The organism is Serratia sp. MMO-28 (genome assembly GCF_037199905.1).
In the GTDB taxonomy this organism is placed as follows: Bacteria; Pseudomonadota; Gammaproteobacteria; order Enterobacterales; family Enterobacteriaceae; genus Chania; species Chania oryzae.
The window spans coordinates 95,461-114,957 of sequence record NZ_JBBCVB010000011.1 but is presented as its reverse complement, the minus strand read 5'-3'; the positions used below and the strand labels follow the sequence as shown (position 1 = coordinate 114,957).

Genomic DNA, 19,497 nt, shown 5'->3' with positions numbered 1-19,497 from the left:
TTAACGGGTTGAGGAGTGTTCAGCGCCAACGCCGCCGTAATCAGAAATAATTTTCCAGGTAACCTGACCAACAGCCCCCGCAGGGACAGCAAAGGAGGCAGAGCTCATCGGGGCCACGAAGGTCGCCTCTTTCAGCTCACGTCCACCGACCTTCACCTGATTGAAATTCATGTAAAAAGGCGTGGGATTGTTGACGGTGAGGCGGTTACCGTTCTGGGACCAGGTCAGTTTTGCGGCTACCTCTTCTGGAACCCCTTTCACCCCCTGCGGGCGATAAATCAGTTTGATGCTGGTTTTCACGGCAATCTGCAGCGTATTGGCCAGATCATGCTTAGCACCTGCCGGGATCGACTTGATGTTGAGCCAATACAGAGATTCCCTGTCATCCGGGAGATTGCCGCCAGTGCGCACGATACGCAGCAGGTTCTGCTTGTTTCCTTCCAACCGGAACAGCGGGGGCGTAATGATAAAGGGGGCTTTCTCAGCACCATCACCGAGGGTCGAAACCCAAGATTGGATAAGGTAAGGATTGGTATCCGAGTTGGTGATACTCAGAGAAGCCTCCTTCTTGCCACCCTGGTAAACCAGGCGAGTCCCCCCGACGGTAACCCCCCCTGGAGCGGCAGCCTGAGCGAAGGTACTGGTCAGCAGAAAAGCGCAGGTCAGGGTTTTAAACCATGTTTTCATCATGTAGACATACTCCATAAAAACACGGGCCAGCCGGAACGGGCCCGTGGTGATATATCCCCCGGAAGAACAGAGTGGGGGAAGGGATAATCAGTTGTAGATAATGGTGAAGTTGCTGGTAGCGTTAGCCGGGCCAGCCGTAACCGTGTTGTCGGTAGCATAGTAACGGGCAGCGAAGTCGAAGCTGTTAACACCCGCCTGCAGTGGATAGGCAGAAGACGCGGTATACAGAGGGATCACCACATTCTTGTTGTCCACCAGTTGAATCCCCACCCCCGTCGCCACGCCGGCTTCCTGGGTCAGTGCCAGGATGGAGCTGACGTTGGCGTCGGCGATACCATCAAACTTGACCTGAGAAGAGGTAACCGTTGCAGGGCAGTTAGACAGAGCCAGGGTGAATTTGGTCTGTGCTGCCGTTGAGCCTGCACCGTTAAAGGCGCTGCTGGAAATGGTGCCCAGCGTCACGTTAAGCGGGCTGCTCACGTTGTTTACTACGGTACAAGCGTCATCGGTAATGGCGCCAATAAAGTTAATTTTTCCATCTTCAGCTAAAGCAGAAACAGACAAAAAGCCAGTCATCATCGCAGTAGCAAGCAATGTTTTTTTCATGTGTACTCTTCCTTCATTTATAAATCATACGCGTCATTGCGCATGACTTTCTGGGGTGATCTATCAGGTGAAAAATAATAAATTGTGTTAAACTCAAACAACCACATTGGCTTTAACTTATAAATACCTCCATTTTTCCGATGTTGTTAATGAGATGAGCGTTTATTTGGATTATGTTGTAACCGACTCAGTAAAACAGACGGTTTTTTTATTTACATAACAATATTCTTGATAAAGAATTGACTCTTCTTTGCAATATAAGCACATCACCATATCTGCAGGTACGATATAGCCTTTTTTAGGAACGCGTATGATGAGCTTCTCTTGCAGCCCAAGAACCGCCAATTTTTTATCCAGGGCGTTCATCACCTGCCATAACCGTGGCCTGGATGCGCTTAATCCATTGAGTTCCCAAACGTTAAGCATGAGCTCTTGATCGGTAACGATATTATCCACGGCATGTGCCAGCAGATAGTTCAACAAGTTTGCCATGGTGTTACGCAGGAAAATTGTATTTTTTTCCAAGGATTCCGGTCTGACAAGACAATGGTGGGAGATCATATATTGCACTCCCCTATCCTCCCCCAGCCGGTATCCGCAGACATATAATTTCATCTATAACCACCTGCTAATAACCTATATCGTCAATATATTCTTTGCATTATAAAAAGCAGGGGATGACACCCACTATAATAAGGGATATTACTCTCTTTAAATTATGCAATTTATTTGTTTATGAAATCAACACGTCACTATTTAAACAAAGACTAAAAACAACCTATCAATCATCTCTTTTATACTAATAAAAAAAACCACGTACAGGGAAAATGCGCGATAAAATGCTAAAAACCGACAATATCTATAATAAAAAAAGACCACGGCCGCAGCGCTTATAATGAAGCGTTTTATACTATTTTCCGTACCAATATCAGCATATGATTATTATCAAAAACCTGGTTACTGAGTGCTTGCCGTTAAGCCATCGTAGGCTTAATGCAACACCACTGGCCTCACTGCTATGAACACCAGTATGCCTGAGGGCTTTTTTAATAAATATCAGGGATCAATGTGTTTGTTGAGCGGCCTGGATGAAAATTATGTCAGGCAATGACTACAATGAAGGGAGAACACCAAAGCCGCTACACACTGAGAGAATTATCAAGAAGTTGGTTCACCACACTCTGCGGTTTGAGTAACGCTGCACCTAACGGAAGCTAATATGAAAAATGTACTGATTGTGGATGATCACCCGGTTGCCCGCTTGGCAGTCAGCATGCTACTGGAAAAGGATGGCATGACGGTGGCCGGTGAAACCGACGATGGTTTGGAAGCGGTGCAATTGGCAAAAAAGTTGGCACCGGACTTGATGATTGTCGATATTGATATCCCTTCGTTGAATGGTATTGACGTCGTACAGCGCTTGCGCAAGAACGGCTACGGTGGGCGGATCTTAGTGCTGACGGGTAAAGACGACGATCATTACATCAAACGCTGCGCCAGCGCCGGGGCCGATGGTTTTATCAGTAAACGCAATAACCTGACTGAACTGCACGACGCCCTGCGCGCACTCAAAGCTGGGTATAGCTATTTCCCCTCCAGTTGGGCACGTATGGCGATAATGGGCACCTCCGCGGGAGATGACAAGAGCAAAATAGCGGGGTTATCCGTGAAAGAACTGCAAGTGTTGCAGTATCTGGCCAAGGGGATCAAAGTGGTCGATATTGCTGTCCACCTGCAGATCAGCGATAAGACCGTCAGCACCTATAAACGCCGCCTGATGCAAAAACTTGAGTTGCAAAGCATGCTGGAGTTGTACGACTTCACTCAACGCAACAATCTGGATTGAGAGTATCTATGCAAAAACTGTTGATCCTCTGCTGTCTGCTGTTTTGCTTGCCGAGCAATGTACTCGGAGCAGACGAACCGCAGCTCATGAAGATATTCAGTCGCGAGGTGCTCACGCCACTGCAGGTTGAACTCAGCGACAGCGACTGGCGCTGGTTAGGCATGAAACGGGAAGTCAGGATTGCGATCTACGCGCCGGAAAACCCGCCATTCGACGTGGTGCCCGACTCAGGAACCTTTGAGGGTATCTCTGCTGACTACAGCCAACTGGTTGCCCACTATCTCGGCTTGGGCACCAAGGTGTTGCGTTACGCCAGCCGATCAGCGGCGCTCGAAGGGGTCAGTAAAGGTGAAGCCGATATGCTGGTTGATGATACCGGCGGCCAGGAGATTGAAAACCCCGGTTTTATCAGCAGCATTCCGTTTACCCCCGATCACCCGGTCCTGGTCGCCCGTGAAACCGCCATCTCCCAGCCCCTGCTGACCCAACCCGATTTGCGTATCGCACTGCTGGATAACTTTTTAAGCGATCAATGGCTGGCAACGCATTATCCCAACGCCAGGATCACCCGTTACACCACTCCGCAAACCGCACTGTCGTCTGTCGCGTTTGGTGAGAATGACTACTTTATTGGCAACTTGACCGTGACCAGCTTTCTGATTGAACGCAACTACGCCAATATACTGTCGGTGGCCGATATTTTCCCCAAATGGGAAACCGGCCCACGTTTTCTGTTCCGGGCAGATGAAACCATCCTGCAAAGAGCCGTCGACACCGTACTGAAGACCATCACGCCAGTACAACACAAGATTATTTTCCGCCAATGGAGCCAGGGATCGGACCTATGGCAGTTTCAGTCTCATATTGCCCTGACCGAACCAGAGCAGCGCTGGCTGGAGCAGCATAGCCAACTGCGCGTGGTGATTGACCCACTCTATGCCCCCTTTACCATGTTTGATGACGCTGGGCAGTTCCATGGTATCTCCGCCGATGTGCTGCGTCTGATTCATTTGCGTACCGGGTTGAATTTTAAAGCCGTAGGGGCCGATACGGTTGCCAACATGTTTAACATGCTGAGCCAGGATAAAGCAGACCTTATCGCCGCCATGAGCTCCAGCGCTACGCGCGAAAAACAATTTCTATTTACTCGCCCCTATATCCTCCCCCCTTTTGTCCTGGTGGTGCAAAACAAAAGCACGGCCCCTAAGAGGCTCTCCGATACCATGAGACTGGCCATCACCCCAGACAGCCCTCTTCACGGCTGGCTGCAGGCGCACTATCCCAACATCCAACTGATCGAGGCCGGTAATGACAGCATGGCGATGCAGTTGGTGGTTGAAGGCAAGGCAGAGGGGGCCGTCAATAACTTGATTGGCGCCAGTTACATGATTGACCACTATTTTCACGGCAAGCTGAGGATCAGCTCACGTTTAAGTGAAACATCGTCACGCCTCGCTTTTGCCGTGGGGCGCGATCAGCCCGAGCTTTATAGCATTTTGAACAAGGCGTTAGCGGACATTCCTCCCAGAGATATTTCGATGATTGCCAACAGATGGCAAGGAACGCCGGACGTGAAACTGGATACCTGGGTGGTCTACAGCACCCAGTTCTACTGGTTAGCCGGCATTTTTGCCGCATTGGTGCTCACTTCACTGGTATGGAATTACTATCTGCGCCGGGAAATTCGTATGCGCCAAGACGTACAAACGAAGCTGCAAGAACAGGCAACGTTTCGGGAAACCTTATTTAACGCTACACCGGTACCTGTCTACGTCGTGGTCCCCAATGGCGATATCATCGATCACAACCAGGCATGGGATACCTTCTTCAAACATAAAGAGGATAGCCCAGACCCACTGTCATTGGCCTCTCCTGCGCATCCACTCGCTCAGGTATACCCTACTCTACACCCGATGCTGACCACCCTAGGCCGCCAGCGGTTATCACCACAGCGCTATCGTGTTTATAACGGTGAAGAAGAACGCGTGATTCTGCACCAGGCAGTGTCTTTTACCGATCTTGCCGGCAAAGTGGCGGGGGTGATTTGCAGTTGGCAGGATATCACCGAGCATGAACACCTGATGCAACAATTCTCTCGCGCGTGGGAACGAGCAGAGCAGGCTAACCGCACCAAGAGCACGTTCCTGGCCACCATGAGCCATGAAATCCGCACCCCGCTCAGCGCCATCATTGGCTTGCTTGAGCTGGTAGTGACCAACAAGGCCGGTAAGGATAAAGATAGCGAATCGATTCAGATAGCCTACGAATCGGCAGTATCGTTGATGGGGCTAATTGGCGATATCCTCGATCTGGCCAAGATCGAGTCCGGCAAATTGGAACTGCTGTCTGAATGGGTGCCTTTCAAGGAACTCGCAGCACCGGTAGTCAGAGTCTTTGCAGGACTGGCGCGCCAGAAGAACCTGGCGCTGCATTGCCATGTGGATCTCCTGCACCCGGACGAAATCTGCATCGACCCTATGCGCCTGCGTCAGATATTGTCCAACCTGGTCAGCAATGCCATCAAATTTACCGAGCAAGGCTCTGTCGATGTGCAGATCAAATGCCTGCCAGATGATAACCAGCAGGCCATGCTGGAACTCATCGTGACGGATACAGGTATCGGTATTGCTGAGGAGGATCAGCAACCGATCTTCAATGCCTACGAACAGTCTGATGCAGGCAAAAAACAGACGGGCACTGGCCTGGGGCTGGCAATCTGCACACAACTGGTCACCATGATGGGGGGAACTATCGCTCTCCACAGTAAGCTAGGGCGCGGTACGCGTGTTACCGTGCGTATCCCCGTGGAGCACCGCCAACATGTTTTGCCATCGGTGGAAAGTGCCCGCGCAGAGGCAGACAGTGTTCGCCCTCTGCACATCCTGGCAGTCGACGATCACCCGGCCAACCGGTTGTTACTCAAACGCCAGCTCACTCGCCTGGGGCATGATGTGATTGAGGCAGAAAACGGCGAGCAGGCGCTGCAACTATGGCAAGCAAACAACATTGATCTGGTGATTACCGATTGCAGCATGCCCGTTATGGATGGTCTGACACTTACGCGCTTGCTGCGACAAGCGCAGACCAGGCCTCTGACCATCATGGGATTGACCGCCAATGCTCAGCCAGAAGAGCGCGCACGTTGTCTGGCGGCAGGAATGGATGATTGCCTGTTTAAACCGCTACGGTTGCCCCAATTGGAAGCCCTGTTGCGCAAGGTTCCACGCCCTGCTGAGCAAGAGCAGGAGCCTAAAATCACGCTAGGGGAAATGGTGGATTTAACTGCGTTACGCCAATTGGCGCAGAATGATACCGAACTGCTGCATGGCCTGCTACGCACCACCCAGAATGAGAATTCGCGCGATATGCAGCAGGCCGCCGTTCTAGTGGCAGAGCAAGCCTGGCACGAGTTGGCTCGCTGCCTTCATCGCCTGGCCGGTGCAGCACAAATCATCGGCGCCGTTGAGGTTGAAAAACGCTGTCGCGCACTGGAAAAGTATTGTGAAGGTGAACCGGAAGCCAGCGAGGTTGCAACACGCCTGCAGCAAGCCTTACAGGCGGTAACAGAATTTAACCAGGCGATTGAGAGATTTATATACCCAAAATAATTTGAGTTGCAGGCAGGCGGCGACGCAGTGACAAATCGGTCTTTGACCGATTGGAATAGCGCTTGCGCTGGCCTGTAGGGTGAGCCTCTTTGAGGCTCATAATCCCCAGGAGCTTACTCAAGATCGTTCCTGGGGTGAGCGACAAATCTGCTTGGCAGATTTGAACGCTGCTTGCAGCGGCCCCGAAGGGGCGAGGCCCAGTATGGGCCGAGTAACAAAGCCAACGCACATGCAGCTTGAAGTATGAAGGGTATAGCAGCAGCTTAGGCTGTACTGCACAATAGCAACAGCACGCAACAACGCAACTGTCCCGTAACAGCCTAACTGCTTTTCCGCTTACCTTTCCCAGTAAGACTCTTCCAGACTGTCTTCCCGTTCAGGCAAGCCGCGCGTCAGGCGCGGTGAATGCTGATTCAGCACCTGATAACTGACGCGGTTGGCATATTTACACACCTGCGCCAAAGAGGAATAGGTCAGGTAGCTGCGCACGTGTTTGCTGGAATTCGGCACGTTGTTGCGGTGATAGCCATTGGCCGCAATATCGTGCAGCAAGGCAGAGAGGGCTGCATCGCCCGCACCGTTGGTATTCATGATTTTTTCCGGGCCGCCCATATAAGGCGCAATGTGCGAATAGATGCGCAATGGGTTTTCGCAGTTTACACGGCGCATGCCGCGGCTGAATTCATAACGGTTAAACTCGGCAATCTGGCCCGGCAGCAGCGGATGCTGGGTTTCACGCTTGTTGGCCTCTTCCGTGTAGCCTGCCATATACAGGCCGCTTGGCCCGGCGGTACACAGCACCAGATCCACCCAATCCAACGCCATATCCGCCGCCATCAGCGGATCGCCGAGCCCGGTCAATTCCAGAGCTTCGTCCTCGTTCATTGCCAGAATGGAAACGTGTTCGTTGAGAAAATCACGCCACCACTGCGGGTTGTCGGCAATCACATATTTGGTGCCCAGCGTCAGCACCACCGGCACATCGTACTGTTTGGCGTATTCAATCGCCCGCATGGCGGCGGCAGGCATCGGTTCACCCGGCTTGCAGCGCACCAGATAAGAGGTCAGCACTAACGCCGAAGCCCCGGCAATCACCTCTTCAGGGATACTCTCCGGGCGCAGTTGATTCATCTGACCCGGGCTGATGGCGAAGGTGCGCTCACCGCTTTCAGCGATCAGCGTGAAACAGCGGCCAATCGCACTATCCACCGCTTGCAGGTAGTTGAGATCGGTGCGGCTGGAGGTGTTACACAGATAGCGGTAGGCATAGCTGCCAATCTTGATGTTGCTGCACATCACGCCCAGCAGGATCGAACGATCGTCCGCCAGCACCGAATAGTTGTGCAAAGTATTGCCGATCGTGCCACCGGCAAACTGGTGAGTGATCAGGTTATTGTCTAGCAGTTCCTGGTACAGAGCTTCGGCAATGTCATCTTCAATCACCAGTGAATGGCCAAGGCTCAGGCCGTAGCGCGCCACAAACGCATCATCCACTTTCGCTTCGATATCCACCAGCGTCTGGTCAATGCCGACGATATAAGAGGTGCCGATTTCATTTTCTGGCTGTGCCTGCTGCAACAGCGGATCGCGAGCGTTAACCGGGAAATAGTGTTTGGATTTACGTTTACCAGGAAATTTCATGTGATTGACGAAGTTGGCTGTGAACGGGCAGGAATAGTAGCATATTCCTGCCCGTTTGATTAAAACCGCTGTGCCACCAACTCTTGCATCATATCGATATGCGCCGAGTCATCATTAAGCGCGGAGATGTATTCGAACTTTTCACCGCCAGCCTCAAGGAAGATCTCCCGGTTCTGCTCTTTGATCTCTTCCAATGTTTCCAGGCAATCGGCCGAAAAACCGGGGCAAATCAGTTGCACATGCTTAACGCCCTGGGCTGGCAGGCTTTTCAGGGTTTCATCGGTGTAGGGGGTTAACCAGGGTTCGCGGCCAAAGCGTGACTGGTAAGTCAGCATCACCCTGTCCGCCGCCAACGGCAGCGTGGCCGCCAGCGCCCGGTAGGTATCCTCACAGCGTTGCGGATAGTCATCCCCCAAACGGGCATAGCGCTTGGGAATGCCGTGGAATGACATGATCAAACGATCGGGCTGACCGTGCTCGGCAAAACAGCGCTCAACGCTTTGCCGCAATGCGGAAATATAGGTGGGATGTTCGGCGTAATCGCGGATAAAGCCGATCGATGGCAAACGGCGGTAGCCTTTGAGCACCCGCGCCACGCCATCCCACACCGCCGCGCTGGTCGAGCAGGAGTATTGCGGATAAAGCGGCAGCACCACCAGGTTGGTTACGCCCTGCGCCAGCAGGCTATCGATCGCCTGCGCCAGGCTCGGTGAGCCGTAGCTCATCCCCAGCTCAACCGGCGTGTTCGGCATACGTGCCGCTAGCGCCTGCTGCTGACGACGGCTGTAAACCAGCAACGGCGAACCTTCGTCCATCCATACCGATTGGTACAGCTTGGCCACGCGCGGCGAGCGCAGTGGTAAAATGACCCCGTTCAGAATCGGCCACCAGAGCAGCGGTGACAGATCGACCACGCGGCCATCGCTGAGGAACTCTTTCAGATAGCGTTTTACCGCTCGCGGGGTAGGGGCATCGGGCGTACCCAAGTTCGCCAGCAATACCCCGTGTTTTTCTTGCTTCATTACAGTTCCCTTTTCCGGCCTGGCTAATACGCTGTTATTAGACGTGATTAATGGCGTCATGCTTGTCAGTTAAGGCTAAGCCGTTCCCTCTACCTTAGGAAGAGGATGGGGGAAGATCACCGAATTAAGCCCCTCACCCCGGCCCTCTCCCACAGGGAGAGGGGGACGACACGTTAGCATCTGCTGAAAAATCAGGCGATTCTGCGCTTAACTGACTGACATAAAAGTAATGACAGCTATTGTAGCGGAAAAGTGCTTAGCCGGAACCGATATCAGCAACAGGTATTCCCGCTGTGACTCACTTCTGTGCCAATTGCCATACCGCAGCCACATTGCGCGCCGTCACTTCCAGATTGCGTGCCGCTTCTGTCAGTGCCTCTTCCAACGTCACGATGCGATCCAGCACCGAGAACGCGGCGTCGATACCGTGCTGGTGCACCACCTGATAATCCACAGCCAAACTACCGGCGATGGCGATCACCGGCAGATGATGGCGTTTTGCCACCCGCGCTACGCCGATCGGCGTTTTGCCGTGAATAGATTGGCTGTCGAGCCGCCCTTCACCGGTAATCACCAGATCGGCATCGCGCAGCGCGTCTTCCAGTTGAAGCGTTTCGATCACGATCTCAATGCCTGGCCGCAGCTGAGCGGCAAGAAAACCGATCAACGCCGCCCCCATGCCCCCGGCCGCTCCCGCACCGGCAGCATTCAATACCGCACGGCCAGTAGCCTGCTCCAACAGCGTGCCGTAGTGGTGCAGCGCGTTATCCAACTCCTGCACCATCGCTGGCGTTGCCCCTTTCTGCGGGCCAAAAACCGCCGAAGCGCCTTTTGCTCCGCACAACGGGTTGTCCACATCACAGGCCACGGTGATCTTCACCTGCTGCAAACGCGGATCCAGTTGGCTGAGATCGAGATGAGCCAACTGTGCCAGCGCTGCGCCCCCCGGTTGCAGCGGCTGGTGCTGATCATCCAGCAGCCGAGCCCCTAACGCCTGCATCATGCCCGCGCCGCCATCGTTGGTTGCGCTGCCGCCGATGCCGAGGATGATCGATGTCACCCCGCGATCCAACGCGGCCAGGATCAGTTCGCCTGTGCCATAGCTGGTGGTAATGCGCGGGTTACGCTCGCCGCTGGCAGCCAAGTGCAACCCTGACGCGGCCGCCATCTCGATCACCGCCGTCTCGCCATCCCCCAGCAGGCCATAGAAGGCCTCTACCGGCTTGCCCAGAGGGCCGGTGGCACTGACCATAACAAGCTCTCCGCCCGTGGCGGCCACCATGGAATCCACCGTTCCCTCACCGCCATCCGCCATCGGCAGCAGCACATACTGCACCGCAGGGAATATCTGACGAAAACCACGTTCAATCGCATGCGCCACTTCCAGTGCGCTGAGGCTTTCTTTAAATGAGTCCGGCGCAATGACGACTTTCTTCAGCATGTTCATTTTGAATTCCTTAACCTGCGAGATTGAATACGCCAAACATCAGCGCAGAGAGGGTTGCAATGGTAAAGCCCACCAACGTTTCGTAAGGCAATAACTTCAGCCGTTCATGCACCACCATATTGGTGCTCCCGCCGGTAGCGTGAAAGAAACTGCCGTGCGGCAGGTGATCCAGCACGGTAGCCCCCGCGTGGATCATTGCGGCACCCGCCAGCCCACTGATGCCCAACTCCAGCAATGTGCTGCTGAACACCCCAGAGGCAACGGCGGTTCCTGCCGTGGTAGACGCCGTGGCCATCGACATCAGCGCGCCAGAAAGCGGTGCCAGCAGCCAGGCGGGCATCCCGGTGTGGGTTAAGCCGGCAATCAGGGCGTCTTTTAAGGCTGAATTGGCGATAATCCCGGCCAATGTCCCCGTACCGAGCAGCATAATCGCCACCGGCGCCATACGGCTGAGGCCCGAAATCATGAACCTGTTGCTGTCGCGGATACGCCCCATCAGCAGCGCCCCCAGCAAGCCGCCAACCGGCAAGGCGATTAACGGATCTACGGCAATACCGGCGATCGGGCGCAGTGACAAAAGCAGAATCGCAATCAAAGGCGCGCTGATTGCGGCGGCAAAGCCAGGACGAGCTCCTTCGGTCTGCAGGGTCAGTTCTTCCGCACTGACCATGCTGCCTTTATTGCTCAAGCGCTTAGCCAACACGTAAGCCACCACCAGGCCACAGAGGCCCGGCACGATCCCGGCCATCATCACCGAGGTGAGAGGGACATTAAAATTCTCTGCGGCGGCAATGGTATTAGGATTGGGCGACATCACGTTGCCCGCCTTGCCGCCGCCGACCATTGCCAGCAGAATCGCCACGCGAGAGATCCCGGCTTTCTGCGCGATAGACAAGGCGATCGGTGCCACGGTGATCACCGCCACATCGATAAACACCCCGACGGCGGTCAGGATCAAGGTTGCCACCGCCAGAGCCAGTAAAGCGCGAGTTTCCCCGACCTTACGCACGATGGTTTCTGCAATGGTGTGTGCCGCACCGGATTCGATCAAGACGCCAGCCAGCACCCCGGCGGCCAGAATGCGCATCACCGCATTGGTGATGCCCTGCGCACCGGTAATCATCAGCGTGACGGTTTGTACCAGATCGGCACCGCCGCATAAGCCGCCCGCCAGCGCCCCGGCGATCATGCCATAGGCTGGTGGAACCTTACGTAGAATCAGTACGATAGCGACAGTTAATGCCACCAGCGCGCCTAAAGTGGATACCGTTGTCATTATTATTTTCCCTTGGTTGGTGTGCCAGCCAACTTACCGCCAGCATTGCGTTTTAGCCTGAGAGAAAACAACAAAAACATCCGGCCAAAGGGGCAGGAAAATTGTGGGTTAATACAGTTCAGTCATTAATCAGCATGCCGATATAGAGCTGTAAATTATCACCTAGATTGTTGATTTTTAACCCTGTTATCACCTCTATTTTCTGCAGGCGATACCGCAGCGTATTCACATGAATATGAAGCTGCGCCGCCGTCTGCGTTTGATCACAATTCTGGTAAAAGTATTGACGGAGCGTATTACGCAGCACGCCTTTCTCGTCCTTCTCGCTCAGCACCGCCCAAGGCCGTGACAGTTCTTGCGCCCGCCAGTCCTCTCCCAGATCGCACAGCAGCGCAGGCAACGGGTAATCCTGATAGAACAGCGTTTTATGCCGTAGCTTCAACCTGCGGGCCATTGCCTGAGTCGCCCGCGCCGTGAGGGTCGAACGCCGTAAACCTTCCTGGCCGGTGAAATAACCACCGATAATCAGCCTGACGCTGAAACGGCCCTGTAACTGGCTCAACAGCTGCTGCGCCTGGCGGCGCTCCTGCTTCAGGCTCCATTCCCCTTGCTGCAACATGGCAGGCCGCAGCAGCACCAGCTCATTGAAATGCGTCATGGCGATCAGCGCTTCACGCTGCGTGTTTTCTAATTCGGTCAATAAATCGCGTAATAACTGAGGCTGCCGATCGTATAGCTCGACAATCCAGACCAGGCGTGGCTGCTGTAAATCCAGCCCCAGATAAGCCGCCATGGCGTCCAGCGAGCCCGGCTCCGTTTGCGGCTGCAGCAGTTGGTTCGCCAACTCTTCACGGTAGCGCCGCTCCCACTGATGCTGATCCAGCAACGCCGCCTGTTCCACCATCAGCTCAGCGGCCATTTTCACCAGTTCGGCATAGGCGCGCACTTCCTGCGGATCGCCAGAGATGCCAATCACCCCCACGTGCTGCTGACGAAAGCTGAACGGCAGATTGATGCCGGGCTTAACCCCTTTCAGATGTGCCGCCGTCGCGGCATCGATTTCCACCACACGATTTTCCGTCAACGCCAGTACCGCGCCTTCATGGCGCTGGTACAGCCGCGCCGGATCGCCAGAGGCAATAATCACGCCGTTGCTGTCCATCACGTTGACCGAATGATGAATAATGCCCATCGCACGCTGCACGATCTGCCGCGCGGTAGCTTCTTCCAGCAAACGGGTCTGTTTGAGCATGCGTTTTTTCCTGTCGACTTAAACATGCGAGATAAGAGAGGGCATCATAGTGCGCATTGCTGGCAAAAAAAACGCCAGGCGTCAGGCCCGGCGTTCTATATGGCAATAAAACCGATCAGCCCAGAATGCTTGCCAGCTCAGCGCTCACTTCGGTCACTTTACGCGTACCATCGATTTTGTGATAGGCAGTATTACCCGCATCGGCTTCTTGACGGTAGTAAGACACCAGCGGCGCGGTCATCTGATGATATTCCACCAGACGTTTACGCACGGTTTCTTCCTGATCGTCTTTGCGGGTGGTCAGCTCTTCGCCAGTGGCGTCGTCTTTGCCTTCCACTTTCGGCGGATTGAATTTGATGTGATACACGCGGCCAGAAGGCGCATGCACCCGGCGGCCAACGATGCGATCAACGATCAACTCGTCCGGCACGTCGAATTCCAGCACATAGTCCACCTTAATGCCGGCTTCCTTCATTGCGTCGGCCTGTGGAATAGTGCGCGGGAAACCGTCCAGCAGGAAACCGTTACGGCAGTCTTCCTGAGTGATACGCTCTTTCACCAGCGCAATCACCAGCTCATCGGTAACCAACTTGCCGGCGTCCATGATCTCTTTCGCCTGCTTGCCCAGTTCAGTACCGGCCTTAACGGCTGCGCGCAACATATCACCGGTGGAGATTTGCGGAATACCGTATTTCTCCATGATGAATTGAGCCTGAGTACCTTTACCAGCGCCCGGAGCGCCCAGCAGAATGATACGCATTGCGTAAATCCCCTTGCTATGTATTTCCCTTCATCCCCCAAGCCGCAGCCTGAAGTCATTTGGGTTTGAGTTTTTATAAAATTGCGAAAACGCTCAACCTTACCATTTCTCAGGGGTGAGGCTCAAGGTAGCGAGAGGAGATCGCGGGTGGAAAAACGCGGCTGAAACGAGGCAAGCGGGAGGAAAATTTACCAGTAAAAGAAGAAAATACGCCCCCGACCATTCAGCCTGGGGCGTATTTTTATGCTTTACGCAGACAACAGCTTATTCATCCGGCGAATAAACTGGTTTGGATCTTCCAGCGTGCCGCGCTCAGCCAGCAGTGCCTGATCCAGCAACAGATCGATCCATTCCGCAAATTGCTCGTTATCGCCCACGTCAGAGGCGCGTTTAACCAGCGCATGTTCCGGATTCAGCTCAAAGATATACTTCACTTCCGGTGCCGGTTGGCCCGCTGCGGCAAACAGTTTCGCCATCTGGGTGCTCATCTCATCAGCATCGGTGGTGACGATCGCTGGGGTATCGGTCAGGCGGTGCGTCAGGCGCACGTCTTTCACCCGCTCACCCAGCAGCGTTTTCACCCGATCGATAAACGGCTCCAGCTGCTTCTCGGCTTCTTTCTGCTCTGCGGTTTCGTCCGCCAGCTTGTTCAGGGCCTCATCGGCCTTGCTGACCGACTGGAACACTTTGCCGTCGAACTCAGTCAGGTAGCTCATCATCCACTCGTCAATGCGATCGGAGAGCAGCAGCACTTCGATGCCTTTCTTGCGGAACAGCTCCAGGTGCGGGCTGCTCTTGGCGGCGGCGTAGCTGTCGGCAGTGATGTAGTAAATCTTGTCCTGGCCTTCGCTCATGCGGCCAACATACTCTTCCAGCGCAACGGTCTGTGCCGAGCTGTCGTTATGGGTAGAGGCAAAGCGCAGCAGCTTGGCGATAGCCTCTTTGTTGCCGCCATCTTCCGCCGGGCCCTCTTTCAGCACCAGGCCGAACTGCTGCCAGAACTTCTGGTACTCTTCACTGTTGTCTTTCGCCAGCTTATCCAGCATCTGCAAGACGCGCTTGGTTAACGCACCGCGCAGGTTTTGCGTCACGCGGTTATCCTGCAGAATTTCACGGGAAACGTTCAGCGGCAGATCGTTGGAATCGATCAGGCCGCGCACAAAACGCAGGTAGTTCGGCATGAACTGCTCGGCGTCATCCATGATAAACACGCGCTGCACGTAGAGCTTCAGGCCGTGCTTGTGATCGCGGTTCCACATGTCCCACGGCGCCTGCGCCGGGATGTACAGCAGGCTGGTGTACTCCTGCTTGCCTTCGACACGGTTGTGGCTCCAGCTCAGCGGGTCGGTGAAATCATGGGCGATGTGCTTGTAGAACTCTTTGTACTCTTCGTCGGTAACGTCTGATTTGCTGCGAGTCCACAGGGCCTGCGCCTTGTTGATTTTCTCCCAGGTGACGGTGCCGTCTTCTTCATTCTTGGTTTCGATCTCTACCGGCAACGCGATGTGATCGGAATATTTGCCGATCACCGAACGCAGACGCCAAGCGTCGAGGTATTCGTCTTCGCCTTCGCGCAGGTGCAGCGTAATTTCAGTGCCGCGATCTTCTTTGCTGATGTCGGCGATAGTGTAATCACCTTCACCGGCAGACTCCCAGAACACGCCTTCATCTGCCGCCGCACCGGCCGCACGGGTGCGCACGGTGACCTTATCAGCCACGATGAACGCCGAATAGAAACCGACGCCGAACTGGCCGATCAACTGGCTGTCTTTCGCCTGATCGGAACCTATCGACTCCAGGAATGCCTTGGTGCCAGATTTGGCAATGGTACCCAGGTTTTCAATCACTTCTTCGCGGTTCATACCGATGCCGTTGTCAGCGATCGTCAAAGTGCGTTGGTCTTTGTCGAAGGAAAGACGCACGCGCAGCTCGCCATCACCTTCATACAGCTCAGGGGCGGAAAGCGCGCGGAAACGCAGTTTGTCGGCGGCGTCGGATGCGTTGGAGATCAGCTCTCGCAGGAAAATTTCTTTATTGGAGTACAGCGAATGAATCATCAAATGAAGCAGCTGTTTGACTTCAGACTGGAACCCACGGGTTTCTTGACCTTTCATACTCATTGATTACCTCAATAGCCGATAATTTTATACCCAATGAATTTCAAGTTGTGGCTAGGCGACCCACTCGTGAGTCCCCAGGAGCTTAGAACAACTCAGTGACTGGGGCGAACGAGTGCAGTCAACAACGCCACGGCTTGAAAGGCGAAGGGTATATGACCAAATTAGAACAATGAAGGTAAAGTGGGGTCAACCCTGAGGTTTTTCAAGCGACTGGCGAGGGAATTTTTGCGAAGCGATGATAACGGGGCAGCGGCCTGCCCCGCAGGAAAACGTCAGAACTTGATCGCGTGGCGGCCAGCCAGGGAATGCGACAGCGTGGTGCCATCGACCATCTCCAGTTCACCGCCCACCGGCACGCCGTGGGCAATGCGGCTGGCCAGAACGCCGTACTGGCCGCACATCTCGGCAATGTAGTTCGCCGTGGCATCCCCTTCCACCGTCGGGTTGGTGGCCAGGATCACTTCGGTAATGCTTTCCTTCTCCAGCCGTTGCTCCAGCCGATCCAGGCCGATATCGCCAGGCCCGATACCGTCCAGCGGCGACAGATGGCCCATCAGCACAAAGTAGCGCCCGGCAAACTGCCCGGTCTGCTCAATGGCGTGGATATCCGCCGGGCTTTCCACCACGCAGATCTGGCCGTTTTGCTGCCGACGCGGATTGTTGCAGATGGTGCAGGTATCCTGCTCGGTAAAGGTGCGGCAATCGGCACAGTGGCCGATCTCCGACATCGCACGGGTCAAGGCCTGCGCCAGGCGCATTCCGCCGCTGCGATCGCGCTGCAGCAGTTGAAACGCCATACGCTGCGCCGACTTCGGGCCGACGCCCGGCAAGCAGCGCAACGCTTCCATCAATGATTCAAGCAGCGGACTGGTTTGCATCAGAACGGCATCTTAAAGCCAGGTGGCAGTTGCATACCGCTGGATACCGATGCCATCTTCTCTTTCTGGGTTTCTTCGATGCGGCGCGCCGCGTCGTTGAACGCCGCTGCGATCAGATCTTCCAGCATCTCTTTGTCATCTTCCATCAGGCTTTGGTCGATCTCCACCCGGCGGCAGTTGTGCGCCCCGTTGATGGTCACTTTCACCAGGCCAGCGCCGGATTCTCCCGTCACTTCCAATTTGGCGACTTCTTCCTGCATCTGCTGCATTTTTTCCTGCATTTGCTGGGCTTGCTTCATCAGGTTACCCAGACCGCCTTTACCAAACATAGTCGTCTCTCACATAGCATTGGCCGCGCACGGTGCGCCGCGTTAAATAGGGCGGATACTGTCTTCGTCCAGATCCGCGTCGAAAAACCGGCGCAGCGTCTGGATATTGGTATCCGCAACAATGGACTGGCGAGCCTGTGCCAGTTTTTCTTCATAAATGGCTTGCCGCCACTCCAGCGGAGTCCGCTCCGCCGGATTATCGTCTTCCACCACGATGAGTTCAACCGGGCTGCCGTACAGCTCGCCGAGCGCATCAGCCAGCGTCTTCTGTGCCGATGGCGAATTCAGATGACGCTGCGAAGAGCGCAGGTGGAGACAAATTCTGCCGGGTTCCAGCCGCTCTTTAAAGGCGTTTAACGCCAGTTGCTGGACCAGTTTCGGTATTTTTAAGCGATCGATTTCTGCCGCCCAGGCATCACGCGCAATGGACTCAACCACCAGTTTAGCCGACAACTCGGGCGTTTTTTCATGCTCCAGCGCCGTGCGCAATGCTTTTGGCGTAGCCAGTGGCTCAGGAGCGGCCTCCGGTTCGGTCTGCGCGCGCCAGCGATAGGCTTCCGGCTTGGCGGGTTCCGCCACCACCTTTTCCGCCTGACGCTTCTGGCTGCGCTCAGTCACCGAGGCTAACCGCTCCAGTGCTGAGGTTGCCGGCCGCGCTGTTCCTGGCGCCGCCGGCTCATTCTTTTTTGGTGTGGATGCCCCCTGTTGCCGCAGCAACTGGGTGCGCGCTTTCAGTAATTGCGCGGTAGCATCGGGTAGATTCGTTGGTTGATGATTCTGTGGCGCGGCCGCCTGCCCCAAAGGGGGCGGCGAGTCCTGAGATTGTGGCGCGGCCGCTGCCATATGGCTTTGCGGTTGCCCCATTGGAGCCTGTTGCACCATGGCAACTGGCTCAGGGATCACGGCTTTCGGGTGAAATGCCAGTGCGCGCAGCAATGTCATTTCAACCCCCATACGGCGATCCGGCGCATAGGCCAGCTCTTTGCGCCCCACCAGCAGTATTTGATAATAAAGCTGCAGATCGGCCGGTGGCAGGGTGCGCGCCAATTCACGTAAGCGCTGTTCGATCACGGCATAATGGCTATCCAGCGCGGAGGGCAGCAACTGAATCATCGCAATGCGATGCAGCAAGGCCAGTGTCTCTACCAGCAGGGTTTCCCAATCCACCCCGCGCGACGCCGCCTGAGCCACCTGCGCCATCACTTTTTCGCCATCGGCGCTGACCAGGGCTTCAAGAATGGCCAGCGGTTGTTCATCATCCAAAGTGCCCAGCATCTGGCTGACGGTGAGAGTAGTCACCTGCCCTTGCCCCATGGCGATCGCCTGATCCGTCAGGCTGAGCGCATCACGCATACTGCCGTCGGCCGCGCGCGCCAGCAGCTGCAGCGCCCGGGCGTCGCTGGTGATCTGCTCCGCCTGCAGGATGGTTTCCAACTGAGTGCGGATCTGTTCAACGTCTAATGCTTTGAGATGGAATTGCAGGCAACGCGACAGGATCGTCACCGGCAGCTTCTGCGGATCGGTGGTGGCCAGCAGGAACTTGACGTGCGAAGGCGGTTCTTCCAGCGTTTTCAACAGCGCATTGAAGCTGTGACGCGAGAGCATGTGCACTTCATCGATCAGGTAAACCTTGAAGCGGCCACGCGCCGGGGCATATTGCACGTTATCCAGCAGATCGCGGGTGTCTTCCACCTTGGTTCGCGAAGCGGCGTCGATCTCGATCAGATCGACAAAACGCCCCTGTTCGATCTCGCGGCAGTTGTCGCATTCGCCACAAGGGGTGGCGGTGATACCGGTTTCACAGTTCAGGCCTTTGGCTAGCAGGCGGGCGATAGAGGTTTTGCCCACGCCGCGCGTGCCCGAGAACAGGTAGGCGTGATGGATCCGCCCCAGAGAGAGGCCGTTAGCCAGCGCCGTCAGAACATGTTCCTGTCCGACAACATCTGCAAACGTTTGAGGGCGCCACTTACGGGCTAGAACCTGATAGCTCATTGATACCGGAGAAGTCGAGTGGTCTGGAGG

Annotated in this window: 15 protein-coding genes and 1 other annotated feature; of the genes, 2 read left to right on the top strand and 13 right to left on the bottom strand. The window is 55.1% G+C overall.

Annotated features, from left to right (window positions below):
• The 3 genes from WG891_RS11905 to WG891_RS11895 form a co-directional block, all read right to left on the bottom strand.
• The gene (locus WG891_RS11905; protein WP_337262969.1) at positions 1-687 is read right to left on the bottom strand and encodes a fimbrial biogenesis chaperone; all 687 of its coding nucleotides are present in this window, start codon (positions 685-687) and stop codon (positions 1-3) included.
• 90 nt (positions 688-777) lie between these two features.
• Positions 778-1,296 (bottom strand): fimbrial protein, encoded by a 519-nt coding sequence (locus WG891_RS11900; protein ID WP_337262913.1) that lies wholly within the window; start codon positions 1,294-1,296, stop codon positions 778-780.
• A gap of 171 nt (positions 1,297-1,467) precedes the next feature.
• A complete protein-coding gene (locus WG891_RS11895) occupies positions 1,468-1,911 on the bottom strand; it encodes a winged helix-turn-helix domain-containing protein (protein WP_337262912.1) in 444 nt (147 codons plus the stop codon).
• 604 nt (positions 1,912-2,515) lie between these two features.
• On the opposite strand from WG891_RS11895, the gene WG891_RS11890 reads away from it, so the two are divergent.
• Both WG891_RS11890 and WG891_RS11885 read left to right on the top strand, forming a co-directional pair.
• Entirely contained in the window at positions 2,516-3,142 is a 627-nt protein-coding gene (locus WG891_RS11890; RefSeq protein ID WP_337262911.1) for a response regulator, read from the top strand.
• Positions 3,143-3,228: 86 nt separating this feature from the next.
• Complete coding sequence (locus WG891_RS11885; protein ID WP_337262910.1) at positions 3,229-6,750, top strand: transporter substrate-binding domain-containing protein; 3,522 nt, start codon at positions 3,229-3,231, stop codon at positions 6,748-6,750.
• 336 nt (positions 6,751-7,086) lie between these two features.
• On the opposite strand, the gene WG891_RS11880 is transcribed toward WG891_RS11885, so the two are convergent.
• The 10 genes from WG891_RS11880 to dnaX form a co-directional block, all read right to left on the bottom strand.
• Positions 7,087-8,391, bottom strand: a complete 1,305-nt coding sequence (locus tag WG891_RS11880; RefSeq protein ID WP_337262909.1) for an inosine/guanosine kinase — start codon at positions 8,389-8,391, stop codon at positions 7,087-7,089.
• 59 nt (positions 8,392-8,450) lie between these two features.
• On the bottom strand, positions 8,451-9,413 hold the full coding sequence (hemH, locus tag WG891_RS11875) for a ferrochelatase (RefSeq protein ID WP_337262908.1): 963 nt from the start codon (positions 9,411-9,413) through the stop codon (positions 8,451-8,453).
• Positions 9,414-9,711: 298 nt separating this feature from the next.
• On the bottom strand, positions 9,712-10,860 hold the full coding sequence (locus tag WG891_RS11870) for a glycerate kinase (protein WP_337262907.1): 1,149 nt from the start codon (positions 10,858-10,860) through the stop codon (positions 9,712-9,714).
• Between the two features lie 10 nt (positions 10,861-10,870).
• The gene (locus tag WG891_RS11865) at positions 10,871-12,136 is read right to left on the bottom strand and encodes a GntP family permease (protein WP_337262906.1); all 1,266 of its coding nucleotides are present in this window, start codon (positions 12,134-12,136) and stop codon (positions 10,871-10,873) included.
• Positions 12,137-12,254: 118 nt separating this feature from the next.
• Positions 12,255-13,388 (bottom strand): sugar diacid recognition domain-containing protein, encoded by a 1,134-nt coding sequence (locus WG891_RS11860; RefSeq protein ID WP_337262905.1) that lies wholly within the window; start codon positions 13,386-13,388, stop codon positions 12,255-12,257.
• 115 nt (positions 13,389-13,503) lie between these two features.
• On the bottom strand, positions 13,504-14,148 hold the full coding sequence (gene adk / locus WG891_RS11855) for an adenylate kinase (RefSeq protein WP_076940598.1): 645 nt from the start codon (positions 14,146-14,148) through the stop codon (positions 13,504-13,506).
• A 248-nt stretch (positions 14,149-14,396) separates the two neighbouring features.
• A complete protein-coding gene (htpG, locus tag WG891_RS11850; RefSeq protein ID WP_337262968.1) occupies positions 14,397-16,262 on the bottom strand; it encodes a molecular chaperone HtpG in 1,866 nt (621 codons plus the stop codon).
• 278 nt (positions 16,263-16,540) lie between these two features.
• Entirely contained in the window at positions 16,541-17,146 is a 606-nt protein-coding gene (recR, locus tag WG891_RS11845; protein WP_076940597.1) for a recombination mediator RecR, read from the bottom strand.
• Entirely contained in the window at positions 17,146-17,475 is a 330-nt protein-coding gene (locus WG891_RS11840) for a YbaB/EbfC family nucleoid-associated protein (RefSeq protein WP_076940595.1), read from the bottom strand. Before WG891_RS11840 ends, recR begins: the two co-directional genes overlap by 1 nt.
• Positions 17,476-17,517: 42 nt before the next feature.
• Positions 17,518-19,467, bottom strand: a complete 1,950-nt coding sequence (gene dnaX / locus WG891_RS11835) for a DNA polymerase III subunit gamma/tau (RefSeq protein ID WP_337262904.1) — start codon at positions 19,465-19,467, stop codon at positions 17,518-17,520.
• Positions 18,118-18,182 (bottom strand) — a sequence feature (DnaX frameshifting element). Its footprint overlaps the gene before it by 65 nt.
• Positions 19,468-19,497: the final 30 nt, after the last annotated feature.